Genomic DNA, 19,695 nt, shown 5'->3' with positions numbered 1-19,695 from the left:
ATTTGCCTAACTAACATTAGTCAGTACGGAAGGATGACGCAGTGAGCGAAAAGGGTCGGCTGTTTACCAGTGAGTCGGTGACCGAGGGGCACCCCGACAAGATCTGCGACGCGATCAGCGACTCGGTCCTCGACGCACTTCTGGCGGAGGACCCCCGCTCACGTGTCGCGGTTGAGACGCTGGTGACCACCGGACAGGTGCACGTGGTGGGCGAGGTCACCACGACGGCGAAGGAGGCGTTCGCCGACATCACGAATACCGTGCGCGCACGCATCCTGGACATCGGCTACGACTCGTCGGAGAAGGGTTTCGACGGCGCGTCCTGTGGGGTGAACATCGGGATCGGCGCGCAGTCGCCCGACATCGCCCAAGGTGTCGACACGGCCCACGAGGCCCGGGTCGAGGGGGCGGCCGACCCGCTGGACTCCCAGGGCGCCGGCGACCAGGGCCTGATGTTCGGCTACGCGATCGCCGACACCCCGGAGCTGATGCCGCTGCCGATCGCGCTGGCCCACCGCCTGTCGCGGAAGCTGACCGAGGTCCGCAAGAACGGGACGCTGCCCTACCTGCGCCCGGACGGCAAGACTCAGGTCACCATCGCCTACGAGGACGACGTTCCGGTCCGCCTGGACACCGTGGTGGTCTCCACCCAGCACGCCGACGGCATCGACCTGGAGAAGAAGCTGGACCCCGACATCCGCGAGCACGTGCTCAAGACCGTGCTCGACGAGCTGGCCCACGAAACCCTGGACTCCTCGTCGACACGGGTGCTGGTCAACCCGACCGGCAAATTCGTGCTCGGCGGCCCCATGGGCGACGCAGGCCTGACCGGCCGCAAGATCATCGTCGACACCTACGGGGGCTGGGCGCGGCATGGCGGCGGCGCGTTCTCCGGCAAGGACCCGTCCAAGGTGGACCGGTCGGCGGCCTACGCGATGCGCTGGGTAGCCAAGAACATCGTTGCCGCCGGGCTGGCCGAGCGGGTCGAGGTGCAGGTGGCCTACGCGATCGGCAAGGCCGCCCCGGTCGGGCTGTTCATCGAGACGTTCGGCACCGCGACCGTCGACCCGGTCAAGATCGAGAAGATCGTGCCCGAGGTATTCGATCTGCGGCCCGGCGCGATCATCCGCGACCTGGACCTGCTGCGCCCGATCTACGCGCAGACCGCGGCGTACGGCCACTTCGGCCGTACCGATATCGAGCTGCCGTGGGAGCAGTTGGACAAGGTCGACGACCTCAAGCGCGCCATCTAGCCCGGTAGCGGGTGATCGGGATCCAGCGCGGGTAGCCCGTCGATGCTGTGCTGGTTGCGCTTGACGGCGCGCACGTAGGTCTGTTCGTCCGCTTTGGCGTGGTAGCTGTCGAGTACCGGCCGTTCGTCGACGAGTTCGTAGTAGGGGACCGCGAATCCGCAGGCGTCGGCGATGCGCTCCACGTCGACGACGATGGCGGCGCGGACCCCGGCGTGCTGGTCTCCGAAACGGGCTAGCAGGCTGGGGAATTCGGCGTCGTCCGGGCGCACCACGCGTCCGGTGCCGAACAGCCGCAGGATCCGCGAGTTTCGGGTGAACGAGCAGAACATCAGCGTGATCCGGCCGTTGTCGCGCAGGTGCGCGATCGTCTCCACCCCGCTGCCAAACAGGTCCAGGTAGGCGACGGTGTGCTCGTCGAGCACGGCGAAGGTGTCTCGGTAACCCTTGGGGGAGAGGTTGATTCGGCCGCCCTCAGAGGGTGCGGTCGCGACGAAGAACATGGCCTGGCCTTCGATGAATTCTCGCAGTGACTCGTCGAGACTGGAAAACTCCTTTGCCATGTGCCGAGCCTAGCGTCGCTCGTTCAGCGGGCGCGGATCAACCGGCCGTGCGCGATCAGGGAGCCGGCTTGCTTGAGCCGCTTGCTGCGGACGCTGACGTCGTAGGCCTGGATGTGGTCGACGGTGCCCAGACGCTGCGTCAGGTAGCCGTAGAGATCCGCCGGCCCGCGGCAGATCACCACGACCATCACGTTGGCGGGGCCGCTGACCGTGGCGACCGAGGCGACCTCGTCGTGCCGCACAATCTGTTCGGCCACCGTTGCCAGGTGGGCCGGCGCCACCGATATCCAGACGATCGCGTTGAGCATGAATCCGAGCCGCTCCGGCAGTACGTCGAGATCGTAGGATAGGGTGCCGCCCGCCTGCAGGGCGAGTAACCGCCGGTTGACGCGCGCCGGCGACCATCCGGTGAGCGCGGCCAGTGCGCTGTCGGACATGCGGCCGTCGTCGGCCAGCGCATCCAGCAGCGGCTGATCCTCGGCGGTCGGTGCGGTGGGTTGATTCGGGTGCGCGCGGTGTGGCGGCTGCAGCTTGGCGACCTGGTCGGTGTCCAAGACATGCCCGTAGCCGGTCCAGTGCGCGTCTATCGGTGAGCCAAACACGTTGAGTACCAGATCAACCCGCATATCGAGGACCGCCGAGGTGCGGGGCAGACGGTGCAGCAGCCCCGCCTCGGCGCTGTCCAGGGGAGCGCGGACAACGCAGACGAGCTCGGTGCCACCCGACAACGCGTTGACATGAGTGACCTCGGGTCGGCGGACCAGCGCCTCGGCGAGCCGGGGGAGGTCGTCCGGTTTTGCCTTGACGCGGACGACCCACTGGCATTCGCCGTACACCCGCGGATTCACCACGCCGATCACGCGCAGCACCCCGTCGCGGCGCAGGCCCCGGTAGCGCCGTGCGACGGTCTGTTCACCGGTACCGATGACCTTGGCGATGCGCCGGAACGACGCCCGCGGCGAGAGCTGCAGCGCGTGCAGAATTTGGGCGTCAAGAGCTTCCACTATGAGGAAAACTGTACATATCACGCCGAGAAGGCGCCTATTTCTGACGCTGAGGGAGGTTTTCCTGGCCAAACTAGACGGTGCCGCTGACCATGGACTCACATCCTTTCGGCATCGGAGGTACCCGTGGTCGCGACCAATCTGCTGGCCGCCGTCAATACCGACAGCAACGGGGAGGTTGCGCGGTGAAACTGGGAGTCGGCCTGCCGAACCACATCGCCGACGTTCCCGGACCCGCCATCGCCCGATGGGCACGCCGCGGCGAAGAGGTCGGCTTCGAATCCGTCGCGACGATCGACCGGCTGTTCTACCCCGGCGTGGACTCATTGATTGCCCTGGCCGCCGCGGCCGGCGCCACCGCCCAACCGACGCTGATAACCAATGTGCTACTGGCGCCTCTGTATCCAGTCGTTCCGCTGGCCAAGCAACTCGCCAGCCTGGCCCGGATATCCGGCGGCCGGCTGGTGGTCGGACTGGGTGTGGGCAACCGACCGGATGAGTACGCCAGCACGGGCGCCGACTTCCATCGGCGTGGCCGGATCCTGGACACGCAGGTAAAGCGGCTGCGCAGCCTGTGGGCCGGCGCAGCGGACGCCCAGGCCACCCCGATATGTCCTGTGCCCGTGCAGATTCCGCTGTTGTTCGGCGGACGGTCCGCCGCTGTGGTGCGCAGAGTGATCACCCTCGGCGACGGGTGGGCGGCCGGTGCCGTGCGCCATTACGACGAGCAGGCGGAGCTGGCGCGACGCATTCGCACCGGCTGGCAGGCCGCGGGTCGACCCGGGCGTGCGTACCTGCAGGCATCGGTGAACTTCGGGCTCGGGCCGGCCGACGCCGTCGCGGCGGGGCGGGATCAGCTGGCGCGCTACTACGGATTCGCTCCGCAATACGGACAGATCAACGTCGCCGATATGGTCTGTTCGGCGGCCGACGCCCGCGACACCGTCAGCCGGTATCGAGACCTCGGCTTCGACCGGCTGATCTTCCATCCGACGACCGAGTCGGTCGGACAGCTCGATCGCCTCGCGGATGCAATTCTCTGAGGTTGTTGCGGCGCAGCGACTTCAGGTGCCGGCGCCGGTGAATCGGTAGTCGTCGAGGTCGAAACGACGGCTGCGCCAGTACGCTTCGAGCGTGGTCGACGGCCGGATCGGGACGTCACCGTTCTTGTCGAAGTAGTAGCTGTTGGCCAGCTTGCAACTGTCCTGCCAGAAGATCTGCCGGTGCCGCTTCCGCATCATCTCGGCGAAATAGCGGTCGTTGGCCTCCCGGGTGACCTCGACGCGCGATGCGCCGAGGCGCCGGGCCCGTTTGATGCACCGCACCATGTGGTGCGTCTGCGTCTCGATCAGCGCGAAGTACGAAGAGCCGACGTAACCGTACGGCCCCATCACGCTGAACATATTCGGGAAGCCCGGAACGCTGACGCCCTGGTAGGCCTGCAGCCGGTGCCGGCTCCAGAATTCGGCCAGTGTCACACCGGCACTGCCGGTGATCGCGAAGGGCGGCATGCTGTCAGGGTCCATCACCTGGAAACCGGTGGCCAGGATCAGCACGTCGATTTCGTGGTGTTCGCCGTCGGTGGTGGCCACCGATCCGGGGGTGATCTTGTCGATCGGTTCGGTGACGAGCCGCACGTTGTCGCGGTTGTAGGTGGCCAGGTACTCGTTGTGGAAGCCCGGCCGCTTGCAGCCCACCGCGTACCGGGGGGTGAGCCGCTCACGCACGTCCGGATCCTCGACCTGCTGCGCCAGATAACGGCGCCCCATCTCACCCATCCGCTTGGCCAGCGGAATCACCGTGAAGTACTGCGCGGCGATGGTGAAGGTCAATTCGACGAAGGCCTGACTGAGCAGCCGCTGCACCATCGTGCCGCCCGGAATCCGCATCGCCCAGCGCGCCACCGCCGGCAGCGGCACATCGAACTTGGGGAAGCACCAGATCGGGGTGCGCTGAAATACGGTGAGCTGGTTGACAATCGGTGCGATCTGCGGGATCACCTGCACGGCCGACGCCCCGGTGCCGATGATGCCGACCCGCCTGCCGGCCAGGTCCTGACTGTGATCCCAGCGCGCCGTGTGCATCGTGACGCCGTCGAAAGAGTCCACTCCGGCGATGTCCGGCAGTTTCGGCACGGTGAGCACGCCGCTGGCCGAGATCAGGAATCTGGCCGTGATTTCCCCGCCGGGATCCGTCTGCACCCGCCACAGCGAGAGCTCGTCGTCGAACTCGGCGGCAAGGACCTTGGTGTTCAATCGGATTCGCGACCGCAGACCGTACTTGTCGACGCAGTGTTCGGCGTACGCTTTCAGCTCCCGGCCCGGCGCGTAGGTGCGCGACCAATGTCGGCTCTGCTCGAAGGAGAACTGGTAGGAGAACGACGGGATATCCACGGCGATACCGGGATAGGTGTTCCAATGCCAGGTGCCGCCGACTCCGTCGCCGGCTTCGATCACCAGATAATCGTGCAGCCCGGCCTTGTCGAGCTTGATTGCGGCGCCGATGCCGGAGAAGCCGGCGCCCACGATCAGGGTTTGGTAGTCGGGGTTAATCTGCGGGGTCATCGACGGCTCCGTTTCTTTAGGGGTGCAACGCCTTTCGTAACGCCGTCAGACCGTGTTCGGCCGCGGCCGCGGCCGCGGGAACCACCGGCGCGAAGCTGACGTAGCCGTGTACCAGCGTGGGCTGGTGGCACAGTTCGACGGAAACGCCCGCGGCGGCGAGCATCTCGGCGTAACGCGCCCCGTCGTCGCGTAGCGGGTCGTGCTCGGCGGTGCCGATGAAGGCCGGCGCCAGACCCGACAGGCTGGCAGCGTTGGCCGGGGCGAGGGTGACCGGCAACATGGTGGGGTCGGTGACGTCGATCTCGGACGGGAGATACCAGGACAGGAACGCCTCGATGACCTCGCGGTCCAGAATCGGTGCGATGGCGTTCTCGGTGTGCGACGGCAGCGACAGATCACCGGTCGCAACGGGATACCACAGCAGTTGGAATGCCAGCTGCGGTTCGCCGTTGTCGCGGGCCAGCACCGCCATGACCGCGGCGAGGTTGGCGCCTGCCGAATCGCCGGCCACGGCGATCCGGTTCGGGTCACCGCCCAGATCGGCCGCATGTGCACCGACCCATTGCAGGGCGGCCCAGCAGTCGTTGACCCCGGCGGGATACTGGTGCTCGGGGGCGAGCCGGTAGTCGACCGAGACAACGATCGCCTCGGCCCCCACGGCGTGAGCGCGTGCGACGTGGTCGTGGGTGTCCAGGTCGCCCAGACAGAAACCGCCGCCGTGATAGAAGACCACGACGGGCGAACCGTCGGCGGCGGTAGGCGGCCAATAGATCCGGGCCGGGATGTCGGTGAGGTCGCCGTGGCCGATCGTGCGTTGCTCGATCCGCAGATCCGGCAGCATCTCCGGCGGCACCTTGAGCAGCTTGAGCCGCTCGCGCGCGAGTTCGACACCGTCGTCGGCGCTGAAGGTCGTGGGGAACAGGTCGAGCAATGCCTTCAACGTCGGATCGATCTCCGGTCGGGCGAGCGGGGACTCACTCATCAGTCCACGGTACAACCGTCGATCATTGGTGCAGCGCCGCGCGCAGCGCGGTCAGTCCCCGATCCAATTCGGCGGTGGCGGCGGGCACCACACCGGCGTATCCGAGGTAGCCGTGCACCATCGTTTCGGCGTTGTGCACCTGGGTGGGCACCCCCGCAGCAGCCAGCAGCTGCCCGTACCGCAGGCCGTCGTCGCGCAGCGGGTCGTAGCCGGCGACCCCAATGTAGGCCGGCGGCAGCCCGGCCAGATTTGTGGCGCGCGCCGGCGCCATCCCGACCGGCGGGTTGAACAGGTCGGCGTCGCCGGCGTACCAGCGGGAGAACTGCGCGATCGCTTTGGTGTCGAGAATCGGCGCGTCGGCGTTCTCGGCAAACGACGGCAGCGTCGCGTCCCAGGTCAGCGACGGATACCAGAGCAGCTGGAAGACCAGCGGCGGCCCGCCTTCGTCGCGGGCCCGCTGGGCGAGGGCAGCGGCAAGGGTTCCGCCCGCGGAGTCCCCGGCGACCGCGATGCGGGTGGTGTCGGCGCCGAGCTCGGCGCCGCGCGCGGCCACCCACAGCGTCGCGGCCCACGCGTCCTGCACGGCAGCGGGATACGGGTGCTCGGGTGCCAATCGGTAATCAACCGATACCACGATGGCGTCGGCGCCCACCGCGTGCTGGCGGGCGGCGCCGTCATGGGTGTCCAGGTCGCCGAGGACGAACCCGCCGCCGTGGAAGTAAACCACGACGGGCAGCGTCGCCCCCGTGGAAGCGGTTGGCGGCCAATAGATTCGGACGTCAAGGGGCGTCGCCGGGCCCTCGATGGTGCGATCCTCGACCCGCAGTTCGGGATGCACGGGCCGGCGCGGCAGATCGCGAAACCGTTGCCGTGCAGCGTCGATGCCGTCGTCGACGGATAGCCGGAACGGAACCGCGTCGAGTACCTTCAGCAAGATGGGGTCGATAGGAGGTTTCTCGTCGGCTTTGTCGAAGCGGGGCATGGAAGTACCGTACGCACCCCGGGTGTTGGCAGGCGGCTGGGTGGCGGCCTGCTGGGCGGGCATCGCCTACGGCGTCTACCTGACCGTGGTCGCGGTGCAGTCTGCGCCGGGGACCGCGCTCACCGGACAGTGGGTGCTGCAGCCGCCGTTCAAAGCGTCGATGGCGTTGCTGCTCACGGTCGCCGCCGCCGCCCACCCGATCGTGCGCGAACGGCGCTGGTTGATGCCGGCGCTTTTGCTGTCGGCCACCGGCGACTGGTTGCTGGCCATCCCGTGGTGGACCATGTCGTTCGTCCTCGGGTTGGCCGCGTTCCTGTGCGCGCACCTGTGCTTCATTGGCGCGCTGTCGCCGCTGGTGGTCAAGGGGGTGCTGTCGCCGGCCCGCATCGCGGTGATGGTGCTGCTGTGTCTGAGCGCCGTCGGGTTAGTGGTGTGGTTCTGGCCGCATCTGGGCCAGGAACACCTGACGCTGCCGGTGACGCTGTACGTCGTGGTGCTGACCGCGATGGCGGGTACGGCGCTGGCGGCGCGGCTGCCGACCATCTGGGTGCCGGTGGGGGCGGTGTGTTTCATGGCGTCCGACGCGATGATCGCGATCAGCCGGTTCATCCTTGGCCACGAGGCGTTGGCGGTGCCGATCTGGTGGCTGTACGCAGCGGCCCTGGTTTTGATCACGGCAGGATTCTTCTTCGGCCGCGATGAGGTCACCGCGGCGGCCGGGCCGGCCGGGCAGGCTGTCGACGACGATGACGCCAAGCCGGTCGACGGCTAGCTCGCGGGCGCCATGAGCGCGCGCATGCCCGTTGAGGTGGAGCCGATTGCCCGCGTGCTGCCGATGCTGTCGGTTCCGCACCTGGATCGTGAATTCGACTATCTGGTGTCGGCGGAGCAATCCGACGACGCACAGCCCGGGGTGCGAGTGCGGGTCCGATTTCACGGCCGGCTGGTGGACGGGTTCGTGCTGGAGCGCCGCCACGACACCGATCATGTCGGCAAGCTGGGCTGGTTGGACCGTGTCGTGTCGGCCGAGCCGGTGCTCACCCCGGAGATCCGCCGGCTCGTTGACGCCGTGGCCGCACGCTACGCCGGCACCCGGCCCGACGTGCTGCGGCTGGCGATTCCGGCGCGGCACGCCAGGGTGGAGCGCGAGGTCAGCACGTTCTCCGCGGCCATGCCCGTCGCGCCCGTCGACCCGTCCCGTTGGGAGGTCTACGGCCGCGGTGGGCAGTTCCTCACCGCGCTGGCCGAATCGCGTGCCGCCCGCGCCGTGTGGCAGGCGCTGCCGGGGGAGCGGTGGGCGGACCGGTTCGCCGAGGCCGCCGCGGAAACGGTGCGCGCCGGCCGTGCCGTGCTGGCGATCGTGCCCGATCAGCGCGATCTGGACGCGCTGTGGCTGGCCGCCACCGCCCGGATCGACGCGGACAGCGTGGCGGCGTTGTCGGCGGGGCTGGGCCCGGCCGCCCGCTATCGACGCTGGCTATCGGCGCTGCGGGGCAAGGCTCGGCTGGTTATCGGCACTCGCAGCGCCGTCTTCGCGCCGCTGACCGACCTGGGGCTGGTAATGGTCTGGTCGGACGGCGACGACAGCCTGGCCGAGCCGCGCGCTCCGTACCCGCACGCCCGGGAGGTGGCGATGCTGCGTGCGCACCAGGCCCGGTGCGCGGCGCTGATCGGCGGCTATGCCCGCACCGCCGAGGCGCACGCTCTGGTGCGCGGCGGCTGGGCCCACGACATCGTCGCCACTCGGCCCGCGGTGCGGGCCCGCACGCCGCGGGTGGTTGCCCTCGACGACACCGGCTACGCCGACGAACGCGACCCGGCCGCCCGGTCCGCGCGAATTCCGTCGATCGCGCTGCGCGCCGCCCGCTCCGCGCTGCAGGCCGGCGCTCCGGTGCTGGTGCAGGTGCCGCGCCGGGGCTATATCCCCTCGCTGGCCTGCGGGCGCTGTCGCACCATAGCCCGCTGCCGGCACTGCACCGGCCCCCTGTCGTTAGCGGAGTCGCTGCGGGAGGGCGGGCCGGGCGCCGTGTGTCGGTGGTGTGGCCGGGGCGAGCCGGTGCTGCGCTGCGTGCGATGCGGGTCGGAGGCAGTGCGCGCGGTGGTCGTCGGGGCCCGGCGCACCGCCGAGGAGCTGGGTCGCGCCTTCACCGGCACCCCCGTCGTCACCTCGGCCGGTGACGCGATCGTGGCCGAGGTCGCGGCCCGGCCCGCGCTGGTGGTTGCCACTCCGGGCGCCGAGCCCCACGCGGACGGCGGCTACGGGGCGGCGCTGCTGCTGGACACCTGGGCGCTGCTGGGCCGCCAGGATCTGCGGGCGGCCGAGGACGCGCTGTGGCGCTGGATGAGCGCCGCGGCGCTGGTGCGCGCTCGCGGTGAAGGCGGCCTGGTGACGGTGATCGCCGAATCGGTCATCCCGACCGTGCAGGCGCTGATCCGGTGGGATCCGGTCGGTCACGCCGAGGCGGAGTTGACGGCTCGAGGCGAGGTCGGTCTCCCGCCCGCCGTGCACATGGCGGCCATCGACGGCTCGGCCGGCGCGGTGGCCGCCCTGCTCGACGAGGCCATGCTGCCCGACGGAGCGGAGCTGCTCGGCCCCGTCGACCTGCCGCCGGGGGTGCGCCGCCCGCCCGGCACCCCGACCGGTGTGCCGGTGACCCGCATGCTGGTGCGGGTGCGCCGCGAACAGGGTCTGCAACTGGCGAACAGCCTGCGCCGCGGCGTTGGCGTGGTGAGCGCGCGGCAGACGAATGAGCCGGTTCGGGTGCAAATCGACCCGCTACAAATTGGTTAGGATCCCCGTCGCCGCCGGCCGGGAGCAATCTGCCGTTGGACGAGCGGCCGGTCCGGCGCGGCGATAGTATGCATGAGAAATAGTCCCTTCCTACGTCATTCGTGGGCGGTGTACTTTCAACTGTTCAGCCCGTTGCGGGCACGGGAAAGGAACGCTGAATGACCACGGAGAAGGTGACGGAAGTCGCCGATTCGCTGGACGTCATCACCGATGCGCTGCTCACCGCCTCCCGGCTGTTGGTCAGCATGTCGGCGCGGTCGATCGCCCAGGTCGACGACACGATCACGATGGCGCAGTTCCGCACGCTGGTGATCCTGTCCCATCGCGGCCCGGTGAACCTGGCCACGCTGGCCAATCTGCTGGGTGTGCAGCCGTCGGCAACCGGGCGGATGGTCGACCGGCTGGTGGCCGCCGGCCTGATCGATCGCCTTCCACATCCGACGTCACGCCGCGAGCTGATCGCCGCGCTAACCAAGCGCGGCCGCGATGTGGTCCGTCGGGTCACTGCGTACCGGCGTGCGGAGATCGCCGCGATCGTGGCGAAGATGCCGCCGGCCGAACGTCAGGGGCTGGTGCGGGCCCTGACGGCGTTCACCGCGGCCGGCGGAGAGCCCGACGCCGCCATCGATATCGATCTATAGCGGAGTCACCGCCGTTGCGCGGTGACCAATAGGTACTCCCAGCCCATGGTGCCGTCGGTCAGATACTCCTCGGCCAGTTCGACGAGTTGGGCGTCGAGCTCAGCGGCCAGCACTTTGTCGTGGCCGATGTTGGCGTAGGCCTCGATCGTCGGGCCGTAGTGGTTTTTGAAGTAGTCGTGAACCGCTGTGGCGCAATCGAATCGGTGGACATTCAGTAATCCGCGGACCGCCACGACGCCGCTCACCCGACCACCCAAGAGTCCGGCGACGTAGCGTTCGCGTCCCCAGAGAGCCGCCGGCGGCACGGCCGGTGACAGGCTCGGTCGGTACGGCCGGATGGTGGCCAGCATCCGGCCGAAGAATCCCTCCGGGGTCCAGCTGATCAGGCCGATCGTCCCGCCGGGCCGGCAGACCCGGACCAGCTCGTCGGCCGCGCGCCGATGGTTGGGCGCGAACTGCACGCCAATCGCCGACACCACCACATCGAACGCGCCGTCGCCAAACGGCAGGGAGTGCGCGTTCGCCTCTTGATAACGCAGCATCAAACCCCGCGCGGCGGCCCGCGCCCGGGAGCGCTCCAGCAGCTCCGGGGTGAGGTCGGTGGAGACGACGGCGGCACCGGTCGCGGCCGCGGGCAGGGAGATGTTTCCCGAACCGGCGGCGACATCGAGGACCTCAATACCCGGCCCAATTCCGGTGGCCGCCACCAGGATCGGACCCAGCGGTGCCATCACTTCCTCGGCCATCAGGGCATAGTCGCCGAGCGCCCACAGCGCCCGATGCATGGGTGCCAGCTGCTCGTGGGTATCGGTGTCGAGCGTCATCGGACCTCCTGAGTTGGAACTAGAGGGCACCGGCAGACGCTGACTGTGCTCTCTAGAAATAGTATGTATAGACAACAATGTATGTAGGTAACATTGGTGAATCCTGAGTGCCGGTTGAAGGCTCGCTGAGAACGCCGACTGGGCGACCACGCCAACGCGGAAGCCAATGATCGGCTGGGGTGATCGGATTTATCGGCGTTTGCCCCTTTATCCGTACGTCGTCGTGGGCGCAGCCTATCTGTCGTGACAACGGATCCGGGAGGATCCCAGGAAGGATGCCAGCCGATGAATGAGTCCCGCCCGCCCATGCCGCCGTACGACCTACCGACGGCGCTCGCAAAGGTGCAGGCTGCCGAGGATGCATGGAATACCCGCGACCCCCACCAGGTCAGTCTGGCCTACACGCCGGACAGCGTCTGGCGGAACCGCGACCAGTTCGTTGTCGGCCGGGACCAGATCGTCGAATTCCTCACCGGCAAGTGGAAAAGGGAACTCGATTACGCCCTGCGAAAGAGCTTGTGGGACTTCCGCGGCAACCGGATCGCGGTGCGTTTCCAATACGAGTGTCGCGACGCCGCCGGGCAGTGGTGGCGCAGCTACGGCAATGAACTGTGGGAGTTCGACGAGAACGGGCTGATGCGCCGGCGCGAGGCGAGCATCAACGATGTCGCGATCGACGAGTCCGAACGTCGGTTCTTCGGCCCACGGCCCGACTGCGAACGCGGGTTGGATTACGACATTCCGTTGTGGTGAACGCTGCGATTGGTCCGGCTGAAGTGTAAGTTTGCCCGCCAGGGCGATCTCTCATAGGAGACGACATGAACGCCGTCACGACGAAGCGATGACACCACTGAAATATGACCCGTCGATCACTGCCGTCGTCATGATCGACCCGCAGAATGACGTCCTGAGCCCAACGGGTAAAAGCTGGGATGCGGTGCAGGACAGCGTTGTCGAGAATGGAACGGTCGAGCATCTGGTCGCTGTCTGCTCGGCGGCGAAGACTGGCGAATTTCCTGTTTTCGTCTCGCCGCACTACTTCTATCCCACCGACCACGACTGGCTGTTCAACGGTCCGCTGGAATCGGACGAATTGCACGACAACACATTTGCGCGCAGTGGAGCATTGTCGTTGGATGGCTTCGCCGGTTCGGGTGCCGATTGGCTCGATCGGCTCCGCCCTTTCATCGAGGATCCGACGACCGTCGTGGCCAGCCCCCATAAGGTGTGGGGCCCGCAGACCAATGACCTGGTTCTGCAGCTTCGGAAACGCGCCATTACCAACGTCATTCTGTGCGGCATGCTCGCCAACATGTGCGTCGAGTCTCACCTTCGGGATCTGCTCGAGCAGGGGTTCCAGGTGACTGTCGTGCGTGATGCCACCGCGGGTCCCCGGCATCCGACCCGCGGCGACGGCTATCAGGCGGCACTGGTGAACTATGCCTTCCTGGCGCACGAGGTGGTGTACACCAAAGAGGTCGTTGCGGCAATGAAGTCGCCACGTAGGTAACAATTTTCGAGGAGAGTGACCGCATGACATCGTTGACACTGCCGGGTGGCGACACAGCGGATTTCACCGAGGGCGATGTCTACTTCATCGGCAATGCCACCACGCTGATCCGTTTCGGCGGGCTGACGATTCTGACCGATCCGGCCTTCCTGCACAAGGGCGAGCACGTCGACCTGGGGCACGGCATCTGGGCCCGGCGCGAGGTCGAGCCCGCCTGTCAAATCGCCGATCTGCCGCCGATCGATCTGATTGTGCTGTCGCACTACCACGGCGATCATTTCGACGATGTCGCTGCCCGGGAGCTCGATAAGACGCTACCCATTGTCTCGACGGCCGACGCGGTGGACAAGCTGAAGGCGCTCGGCTTCGAGCAAGGCAATGCTCTCGACACCTGGGAATCGTTGCAGGTTCACAAAGGCGAAATGACACTGACCATCACCGCAATGCCGGCCAAACACGCCGCCGACGATGCGGTCGAGGAACTCCTCATGCCGGTCAACGGGCACCTGCTCGACTTCAGCAGGAACGGCGAGAAGCTGTACCGGTTGTACATCACGGGCGACACCATGCTCGTCGATAGCCTGGCGGACATCCCACGCCGGTACCCCAACATCGACCTTGGCCTGATTCACACCGGTGGCACAACATTTCTCGTCACGGTCGTCACGATGACGGGGCAGCAAGCGGTGCGGGCGGTGGAGATCACCAAACCACGTACCGCGATCCCGATCCACTACAACGACTTCTCGGTGTTCTTGTCGGGGCTCGATGACTTCCAGAGGGCCGCCGAGTCATCCAGTGCCGCAACAGAATTCGTCTACCTCGCGCACGGCGAAAATTACACCTTCAGGCCCTGCAACTGACGGCCGCCCGTCCTGGGGGTAGGGGGTCAGCGTTGGTGGCGCAGGTGATCCGGCAGGGTGACCCAGCCCGCCGGGACGTTAGCGGTGAGCGCCAGGTGCACGAATCGACCCACCGCCGCGTTGGCGGCTCGACTGGGGTTCCACTGCAACGTGTACGGAATGACTTGGGCGGGACACACCGGACGCGTGGGAGTGGTCAATCCGACCGCGGCCATCGATGCGGTGGTCATGATCCAATCAACCTCGCGCTGCGCTGGCCAGCACCGGGCGAACAAATCGGTGTCCGCGAGCTCAACCGTTGCCGGCGACACCGCCGCCTCTTCGAGTGCCTGCTGATGCGCCCGTGCCCAGGCCGGAAAAAGCGCCGCACTGTGGATGCCGAGCCGCTCGCCGGCAAGGTCGTCCAGCGCGACCGCATCCCGCTGGGCGAGCGGATGCTCCGGCCGCAGCGCCACCATCAACGGCTCGCCGCAGAACATTTCCCCGACGACGCCAGGCGGTTCCTCGAACGAACCGCAGGTGATTGCGACGTCGACCGAGCCGTCGGCTATCGCTCGCCCAAGGTCTGGTAACCACAACCGTCGAGCAACCAGGTTGACGTCCGGTGCCGCCTTCTCCAGTGCCGTGGCGAGGTGGGGCGCCAATACCGGCGCAACCGGGGGAGTGATACCGAGGCGGACCGTGCCGGCCTGGCCCTTGGAGAGCCGGTGCACTGCCGCGCAGGCCGACCCCACCTCGTCGAGAATGACTTTCGCACGACCCAGGAGTTCACTCCCGGCGCTGGTCAGGGCCACCCGCCGGGTGGTGCGGGTCATCAGCTGCGCGCCCATCTCGCGCTCCAAACGCCGAATCAGGTCGCTCACGGTCGGCTGGCCCATGTGCAGCTTCCGGGCGGCTCGTCCGAAGTGCAGCTCGGTTGCGACCGCCACGAAGGCTTCCAGCTGGCGCAACTCCACGCCGATTCACCGTCCTCGTCGGCTCTACCTATCGATAGATAGCTACCCCAATTTACGACCTGGCGCTAGGGTTGTCAAAACTTATCTATCGGTAGGGAGGGTGATGAAGGACACTGCCGACCGTTTGATGGATCTAGCCGAAGCACACATCAGCGACTCCGGCTACAACGGCTACAGCTTCCGCGACCTGGCGGCTGAGGCCGGTATCAAGAGCTCCAGTGTCCACCACCACTTCCCAACCAAGGCGGCGCTGACGGTCGCCGTGATGCACCGGTACACCGACAATGTGCTCGCGGCGGTGGCCAAGGCCACGGCTGAAGGTGCGGATGTCGTCTCGGCTTACCTCTCGGTGTTCCGGAACGTGTTGCAAACAACGGGACGCATGTGCATGGGCGGAGCACTCGGCGCCGAAACCGGCGGTCTCCCGCCTGAGGTTGCCCAAGCATCACGCGACTTCTTCAGACGCGTGACCGATGACATCGCGGAACGACTCACGGGAGCGGATCGCAGCGCGCGCGCTCTGCAAATCTTCGCAACCCTGGAAGGCGCAATGATCCTCGCGCGCGCCCTTGGCGATACCGACGTATTCGACCAGGCGACCGCGTCGTTGGCTTGATGTCACATCGGCAAGTCTTGCCCGAGTGACGATTCCGAGTCAACGGTCGCATTGATTCCCTCCCTCGATGACAGCGATCGCGTATTGGTCCTTTTTCGGTTCTTGCGCAGGCCGCAATCTGTAGGCACGCGACCGACGCCTATCCATGAGGGAACCATGACCGAGTTCAGCACCCGCTACCACACTGTATCCATCGACGGCCTCGACGTCTTCTACCGTGAAGCCGGCGACAGGTCCAAGCCCACATTGCTTCTGCTGCACGGCTTTCCGTCCAGTTCGCACATGTTCCGCAATCTGATCGACTCTTTGGCCGATGCCTTCCACCTGGTCGCGCCCGACCACATCGGTTTCGGGCGTTCCGCGATGCCGTCGGTCAACCAATTCACCTACAGCTTCGACCGGCTCACCGAGATCACCGAAAAGCTCATCACGCGCCTGGGGCTGGAACGCTTCGCCATCTACATCCATGACTATGGCGCGCCCATCGGGCTGCGTATCGCAAGCAGCCAGCCGGAACGCATCACCGCAATCATCACCCAGAGCGGCAACGCCTACCTGGAAGGGTTCACCCCCTTCTGGGACCGGCTGTTCGCCCACGCCAAAGACCGCGCAGCGAACGAAGACTCGGTGCGCGAATACTTCACCCTCAAGACGACGCACTGGCAGTACACCCACGGCGTGCCGGCCGATCGGCTCGACCGCATTGCCCCGGAGACCTGGCTACTCGACCAGGCAGGCCTGGACCGAAAGGGCAATGACGCCATCCAGCTGCAGTTGTTCTGGGACTACCAGTTCAATCTCGACGGTTACCCCAAGTTCCAGGAGTACTTCCGCACTCACCAGCCACCGCTGCTGGTGACCTGGGGCAAGAACGACGAAATATTCGGTGCGCCCGGGGCGGAAGCGTTTCGTCGTGACCTGCCCAACGGCGAATTTCACCTGCTCGACACCGGGCATTTCGCACTCGAGACACACGGGGAAGAGATCAGTGGCTACATCCGCGACTTCCTCGGCCGGTTGTAGCGTTCGTACACCGACTTTCGAGGCGGACGGCCCGAGCCGCCCGCCTCGAAAGCGGAGAGGTGTCTGCAATGGATTTCGCGGCTTTGCCGCCGGAAGTCAACTCCGCGCGCATCTATGCCGGTCCCGGTGCGGGGCCCATGCTCTGCGCCGCGACGGCGTGGGATGCGCTCGCCACGGAATTGTATTCCGCGGCAACTGATTACTCCTCAGCCGTGACCGGCCTTACCGCCGGCCCATGGCGTGGGCCGGCCGCACAGGCGATGGCCGCCACGGTCACGATCCACATCGCGTGGTTGACCGAGACTGCGGGGCTGGCCGAGCTAACCGCGGGCCAAGCCAGGTCGGCGGCGAGGGCCTTCGGCACGGTCTTCGCAATGACGGTGCCGCCGCAGGTCATCGCGGCCAATCGCAGTCTGTGGGCGTCTTTGGTGGCGGGCAATGTATTCGGTCAAAATACGCCGGCGATCGCGACTGCCGACGCGCAGTACGCCGAGATGTGGGCGCAGGATGTCACGGCGATGTATGACTATGCCGCGGCGTCGGCGCGGGCATCGACGTTGACACCCTTCGCCTCACCTCCCGCCACGAAAGGCGCGGGCACGTTGGCACGACAGACCATCGCGCTTCCCGCTACCGGCACCGCCAGTCCCACCACGGGATTGGCATCTGTGCTGCAGAATCTCGGCTTGTCGTCGCCGCTGAATTATTTGTCCCCCGCCAACACTGCCATGGGCGCCACCGGCTTGGTGAACGCTTACGCGGCTTCCGAATCGTCGTCACAGGCCAGGAACGAAATCATGAGGGTCGGGTACGAGATCTCCGGCACCGAAGACCAGATTCTGGGGCGCATGGATCAAGTGGGGGTGCCGCGCCTGGGCACCGACACCACCGGCGGGCCGGCTACGGTGTCGGCGGTAAAGGGCATGGCGGGTACGGTCGGCGGCTTGTCCGTCCCCCCGGCGTGGACCGCAGCGCCCGCATTGCACGCCAGGGTGATTCCCCTGTCGGCCGCGCCGCTGGGCGCGGCCGAGGATGCGTTGGCGGTGGGACGGGAGAGCCTCCTGGACCGCTTGGCCGTGATGGCCACGACCACAGCAGGATGTAGGGGTGCCGGCGCGCGCCCGAAGCCGAGCAGTGTGCCGGCGGGGGCTCGCCACGAGATGCGGCCTCAGGGCGGCCGGTCGGGGTCGTTCGCGACCTTGGCGGCTGATCTCTACGAACTGGCAAGGCTTCACGAACTGGGCATCCTGACCCACGAGGAGTTCGCCCGGCAGAAGCGCCGGCTGCTTGGCGAGTAGCAGCTGCAGAAGTAGCCACGCGCGGGTCACATGGCGAGGAAGTGATGCGCCCGATGGGCGGAAGGGAATCCATGAGCAAGCACTACGGGACCATCGCGTTCACCGACGACGTGCGTGCCGTGCAGCACGTCCACGGCAGTGATGTTTTCTACGACCGCAAGCGGGTGGTCGGAAAGGCGTCGCCCGGGCCCGACCCGCTGACAGCGGTCGAGCAGGACTACCTCGCTCACCGTGACAGCTTCTATCTGGCTACCGTCAGCGAAACGGGCTGGCCCTATGTCCAATTCCGCGGCGGGCCAACCGGTTTCCTTCGTGTCCTGAACGAAAACACAGTCGGGTGGGCAGACTTTCGCGGCAACCTGCAGTACATCAGCACCGGCAACCTAGCCGGTCAGAATCGCGTCGCCATCATCGCCGTCGATTACCCGCACCGGCGGCGCCTCAAGATCTTCGGCCACGCTCGGGTCGTCACCGTCGAGCAAGACGCTCAATTGGCCTCATCCCTGGCGGATCCTGAGTATGACGCTGCCGTGGAACGCGCCGTCCTCGTCGACGTCGAGGCATTCGACTGGAATTGCCCGCAGCACATCACTCCCAAGTACACCGTCGCCGAGCTCGAACCGGTGCTGGCGGCGCTGCGGGATCAGTTGGCGGCGCTGCAAGCCGAAAATGCCGACCTGCGCGACAAGATCCGCGCGTCGTCGTGACCAACCTGCCTCGGATACCGCCGGCCGGCCCGACCGGCACGCTCACCGGGCACCGAGGGACTACCGATCTCATAGCCTGGGTGATCGGCGATGCGACAGAGCCCGGCTTCGCCCACTCCGCGCTTGCCGGAGTGTTGATGGTCGCCGGGGGGATGTTGGGCCATTTCGCCTTTCGCGCCGACAAGCGCTGGATGGGTTTTCCGGTCAGCTCGGGAACCGGGTTGTATCTGTGGGCAGTGGGAAGCGCGAGTCTGGGCCTCGCGCTCAGCAATGCCGCCTGGGACTGGACGATCGCCGCCTCGGGGGAGTGGCAGCCCACGTTCGTACCGTTCGCGTCGGTGCCGCCGGCCGTCGTCCTGACCTACGGCGGGCGGCCCGCGGTAGCCCTCACCGGGGCGGTACTCGGGGCCGGGTTGACCACACCGGTCGCGCTGGCCGCGGTGAACCTCGGTTGCCGGCCACTCGGATTGCCCACCGTCGTCGGCGCCACCACTGGCATGTGGGTCAGCGCGGTAATCGTGTTTGCACTGTGCCGGCGCTTGCCCTGGATGCGTGCACCCGGAGTGCCCGTGCCGCGCTGCAAGACCGGATCCCCACACCACCTGACGGTGGCGGCACGCCAAGGACCCGGTTGGGTGGCGCGCCGCGTGCTTGCCGACTTCACCGAAGCGCAGTTCATCGGCAACGAATGGGCCGGTGCGGGACTGCTCGCCGGCACCGTCGTCAACTACCTGGCCGATCCGGCCAGCGCCAGTGGGGCGGGAAACCTGTTGCCGCGCTTGCTGATCGCACAGGCAATCAGCGCCGGCGTGGCAGTCGTCGTCTGGCGTCGCCAGTGGGCAAAGTACGGCTGGTACCCCACCTTCGTCCCGGTCGTCTCGGTGGCGCCGGCCACCGTGCTCGCCTTCGGCGGTACGGTCCAGGCCATCGCCGCGGGCGCGGCGCTGGGCGCGCTGACGGCACCGCCGTTGGCCGCTGCCATCGCCCGGCGCCTGCCGACGGACTTCCACCCCTTCATCGGCAACGTCGTGTCGATGGCGGTACTCACCACCGTCATCGTCACGGGTCTGTCGATCCTGCCCGGATTCGGCCCAGTGGCTGCGAACCAATAACTTTTCAGA

At 67.0% G+C, this 19,695-nt stretch carries 20 protein-coding genes; 13 read left to right on the top strand and 7 right to left on the bottom strand.

The window, feature by feature from the left end:
- Positions 1–41 precede the first annotated feature (41 nt).
- Positions 42–1,253 (top strand): methionine adenosyltransferase, encoded by a 1,212-nt coding sequence (gene metK / locus G6N33_RS01400; protein WP_044511319.1) that lies wholly within the window; start codon positions 42–44, stop codon positions 1,251–1,253.
- On the opposite strand, the gene G6N33_RS01395 is transcribed toward metK, so the two are convergent.
- The gene (locus G6N33_RS01395) at positions 1,250–1,813 is read right to left on the bottom strand and encodes a pyridoxamine 5'-phosphate oxidase family protein (RefSeq protein ID WP_044511320.1); all 564 of its coding nucleotides are present in this window, start codon (positions 1,811–1,813) and stop codon (positions 1,250–1,252) included. The two genes, metK and G6N33_RS01395, sit on opposite strands and share 4 nt — an antisense overlap.
- 23 nt (positions 1,814–1,836) lie before the next feature.
- Positions 1,837–2,817 carry an Lrp/AsnC family transcriptional regulator gene (locus G6N33_RS01390; RefSeq protein ID WP_081662271.1) on the bottom strand — a complete coding sequence of 327 codons (981 nt, stop codon included), beginning with the start codon at positions 2,815–2,817 and terminating at the stop codon, positions 1,837–1,839.
- A 185-nt stretch (positions 2,818–3,002) separates the two neighbouring features.
- Between G6N33_RS01390 and G6N33_RS01385 the strand changes: the two genes are divergently transcribed.
- The gene (locus G6N33_RS01385; protein ID WP_044511322.1) at positions 3,003–3,860 is read left to right on the top strand and encodes an LLM class flavin-dependent oxidoreductase; all 858 of its coding nucleotides are present in this window, start codon (positions 3,003–3,005) and stop codon (positions 3,858–3,860) included.
- Between the two features lie 21 nt (positions 3,861–3,881).
- Here the strand turns inward: G6N33_RS01385 and G6N33_RS01380 are convergent, their stop codons facing one another.
- From G6N33_RS01380 to G6N33_RS01370, 3 genes are read right to left on the bottom strand one after another with little or no spacing between them, the layout of a single operon-like run.
- Positions 3,882–5,369 carry a flavin-containing monooxygenase gene (locus tag G6N33_RS01380; RefSeq protein ID WP_101528815.1) on the bottom strand — a complete coding sequence of 496 codons (1,488 nt, stop codon included), beginning with the start codon at positions 5,367–5,369 and terminating at the stop codon, positions 3,882–3,884.
- A gap of 28 nt (positions 5,370–5,397) precedes the next feature.
- A complete protein-coding gene (locus G6N33_RS01375) occupies positions 5,398–6,363 on the bottom strand; it encodes an alpha/beta hydrolase (RefSeq protein ID WP_044511325.1) in 966 nt (321 codons plus the stop codon).
- 22 nt (positions 6,364–6,385) lie between these two features.
- Positions 6,386–7,345 carry an alpha/beta hydrolase gene (locus G6N33_RS01370; protein ID WP_101528800.1) on the bottom strand — a complete coding sequence of 320 codons (960 nt, stop codon included), beginning with the start codon at positions 7,343–7,345 and terminating at the stop codon, positions 6,386–6,388.
- Here G6N33_RS01370 and G6N33_RS01365 point away from each other — a divergent pair.
- The 3 genes from G6N33_RS01365 (at position 7,344) to G6N33_RS01355 (ending at position 10,777) form a co-directional block, all read left to right on the top strand.
- Positions 7,344–8,117, top strand: coding sequence for a lysoplasmalogenase (locus tag G6N33_RS01365; protein WP_101528799.1), 774 nt, complete (start codon positions 7,344–7,346; stop codon positions 8,115–8,117). The two genes, G6N33_RS01370 and G6N33_RS01365, sit on opposite strands and share 2 nt — an antisense overlap.
- Positions 8,118–8,141: 24 nt before the next feature.
- Positions 8,142–10,136 carry a primosomal protein N' gene (locus G6N33_RS01360; RefSeq protein ID WP_232069453.1) on the top strand — a complete coding sequence of 665 codons (1,995 nt, stop codon included), beginning with the start codon at positions 8,142–8,144 and terminating at the stop codon, positions 10,134–10,136.
- Positions 10,137–10,294: 158 nt separating this feature from the next.
- Positions 10,295–10,777: a MarR family winged helix-turn-helix transcriptional regulator gene (locus tag G6N33_RS01355; RefSeq protein WP_044511330.1), complete on the top strand. Its 483-nt coding sequence runs from the start codon at positions 10,295–10,297 to the stop codon at positions 10,775–10,777.
- Positions 10,778–10,782: 5 nt separating this feature from the next.
- Here G6N33_RS01355 and G6N33_RS01350 read toward each other — a convergent pair whose 3' ends face one another.
- Complete coding sequence (locus G6N33_RS01350; protein ID WP_044511331.1) at positions 10,783–11,601, bottom strand: class I SAM-dependent methyltransferase; 819 nt, start codon at positions 11,599–11,601, stop codon at positions 10,783–10,785.
- A 285-nt stretch (positions 11,602–11,886) separates the two neighbouring features.
- Between G6N33_RS01350 and G6N33_RS01345 the strand changes: the two genes are divergently transcribed.
- The 3 genes from G6N33_RS01345 (at position 11,887) to G6N33_RS01335 (ending at position 13,974) form a co-directional block, all read left to right on the top strand.
- Positions 11,887–12,354: a nuclear transport factor 2 family protein gene (locus G6N33_RS01345; protein ID WP_044511333.1), complete on the top strand. Its 468-nt coding sequence runs from the start codon at positions 11,887–11,889 to the stop codon at positions 12,352–12,354.
- A gap of 88 nt (positions 12,355–12,442) precedes the next feature.
- Positions 12,443–13,111 (top strand): cysteine hydrolase, encoded by a 669-nt coding sequence (locus G6N33_RS01340; RefSeq protein WP_044511335.1) that lies wholly within the window; start codon positions 12,443–12,445, stop codon positions 13,109–13,111.
- Between the two features lie 23 nt (positions 13,112–13,134).
- The gene (locus tag G6N33_RS01335) at positions 13,135–13,974 is read left to right on the top strand and encodes an MBL fold metallo-hydrolase (protein WP_044511336.1); all 840 of its coding nucleotides are present in this window, start codon (positions 13,135–13,137) and stop codon (positions 13,972–13,974) included.
- Between the two features lie 26 nt (positions 13,975–14,000).
- Here the strand turns inward: G6N33_RS01335 and G6N33_RS01330 are convergent, their stop codons facing one another.
- Positions 14,001–14,930, bottom strand: a complete 930-nt coding sequence (locus G6N33_RS01330; RefSeq protein ID WP_049919292.1) for a LysR family transcriptional regulator — start codon at positions 14,928–14,930, stop codon at positions 14,001–14,003.
- 103 nt (positions 14,931–15,033) lie between these two features.
- On the opposite strand from G6N33_RS01330, the gene G6N33_RS01325 reads away from it, so the two are divergent.
- From G6N33_RS01325 to G6N33_RS01305, 5 genes are all read left to right on the top strand, one after another.
- A complete protein-coding gene (locus tag G6N33_RS01325) occupies positions 15,034–15,546 on the top strand; it encodes a TetR/AcrR family transcriptional regulator (protein ID WP_044511338.1) in 513 nt (170 codons plus the stop codon).
- Positions 15,547–15,702: 156 nt separating this feature from the next.
- Entirely contained in the window at positions 15,703–16,569 is an 867-nt protein-coding gene (locus tag G6N33_RS01320; protein ID WP_044511339.1) for an alpha/beta fold hydrolase, read from the top strand.
- Positions 16,570–16,637: 68 nt separating this feature from the next.
- The gene (locus G6N33_RS01315; protein ID WP_044511341.1) at positions 16,638–17,867 is read left to right on the top strand and encodes a PPE family protein, SVP subgroup; all 1,230 of its coding nucleotides are present in this window, start codon (positions 16,638–16,640) and stop codon (positions 17,865–17,867) included.
- A 71-nt stretch (positions 17,868–17,938) separates the two neighbouring features.
- On the top strand, positions 17,939–18,574 hold the full coding sequence (locus tag G6N33_RS01310; RefSeq protein WP_044511343.1) for a pyridoxamine 5'-phosphate oxidase family protein: 636 nt from the start codon (positions 17,939–17,941) through the stop codon (positions 18,572–18,574).
- Positions 18,571–19,686 (top strand): hypothetical protein, encoded by a 1,116-nt coding sequence (locus tag G6N33_RS01305; protein WP_049919294.1) that lies wholly within the window; start codon positions 18,571–18,573, stop codon positions 19,684–19,686. The genes G6N33_RS01310 and G6N33_RS01305 overlap by 4 nt, the downstream gene beginning before the upstream one ends.
- Positions 19,687–19,695: the final 9 nt, after the last annotated feature.

It is taken from the genome of Mycobacterium simiae, from assembly GCF_010727605.1.
Classification (GTDB): domain Bacteria; phylum Actinomycetota; class Actinomycetes; order Mycobacteriales; family Mycobacteriaceae; genus Mycobacterium; species Mycobacterium simiae.
Note: the sequence above shows the minus strand (reverse complement) of the source record. Positions and strands in the feature narration are given on the sequence as shown.

Bases quoted from the DNA above. Each gene is read 5' to 3' on its own strand.
- G6N33_RS01395 (WP_044511320.1), bottom strand. From the start codon at position 1,813: ATGGCAAAGGAGTTTTCCAGTCTCGACGAGTCACTGCGAGAATTCATC.
- G6N33_RS01375 (WP_044511325.1), bottom strand. From the start codon at position 6,363: ATGAGTGAGTCCCCGCTCGCCCGACCGGAGATCGATCCGACGTTGAAG.
- G6N33_RS01365 (WP_101528799.1), top strand. From the start codon at position 7,344: ATGGAAGTACCGTACGCACCCCGGGTGTTGGCAGGCGGCTGGGTGGCG.
- G6N33_RS01370 (WP_101528800.1), bottom strand. From the start codon at position 7,345: ATGCCCCGCTTCGACAAAGCCGACGAGAAACCTCCTATCGACCCCATC.
- G6N33_RS01360 (WP_232069453.1), top strand. From the start codon at position 8,142: ATGCCCGTTGAGGTGGAGCCGATTGCCCGCGTGCTGCCGATGCTGTCG.
- G6N33_RS01355 (WP_044511330.1), top strand. From the start codon at position 10,295: ATGACCACGGAGAAGGTGACGGAAGTCGCCGATTCGCTGGACGTCATC.
- G6N33_RS01350 (WP_044511331.1), bottom strand. From the start codon at position 11,601: ATGACGCTCGACACCGATACCCACGAGCAGCTGGCACCCATGCATCGG.
- G6N33_RS01345 (WP_044511333.1), top strand. From the start codon at position 11,887: ATGAATGAGTCCCGCCCGCCCATGCCGCCGTACGACCTACCGACGGCG.
- G6N33_RS01340 (WP_044511335.1), top strand. From the start codon at position 12,443: ATGACACCACTGAAATATGACCCGTCGATCACTGCCGTCGTCATGATC.
- G6N33_RS01335 (WP_044511336.1), top strand. From the start codon at position 13,135: ATGACATCGTTGACACTGCCGGGTGGCGACACAGCGGATTTCACCGAG.
- G6N33_RS01325 (WP_044511338.1), top strand. From the start codon at position 15,034: ATGAAGGACACTGCCGACCGTTTGATGGATCTAGCCGAAGCACACATC.
- G6N33_RS01320 (WP_044511339.1), top strand. From the start codon at position 15,703: ATGACCGAGTTCAGCACCCGCTACCACACTGTATCCATCGACGGCCTC.
- G6N33_RS01315 (WP_044511341.1), top strand. From the start codon at position 16,638: ATGGATTTCGCGGCTTTGCCGCCGGAAGTCAACTCCGCGCGCATCTAT.
- G6N33_RS01310 (WP_044511343.1), top strand. From the start codon at position 17,939: ATGAGCAAGCACTACGGGACCATCGCGTTCACCGACGACGTGCGTGCC.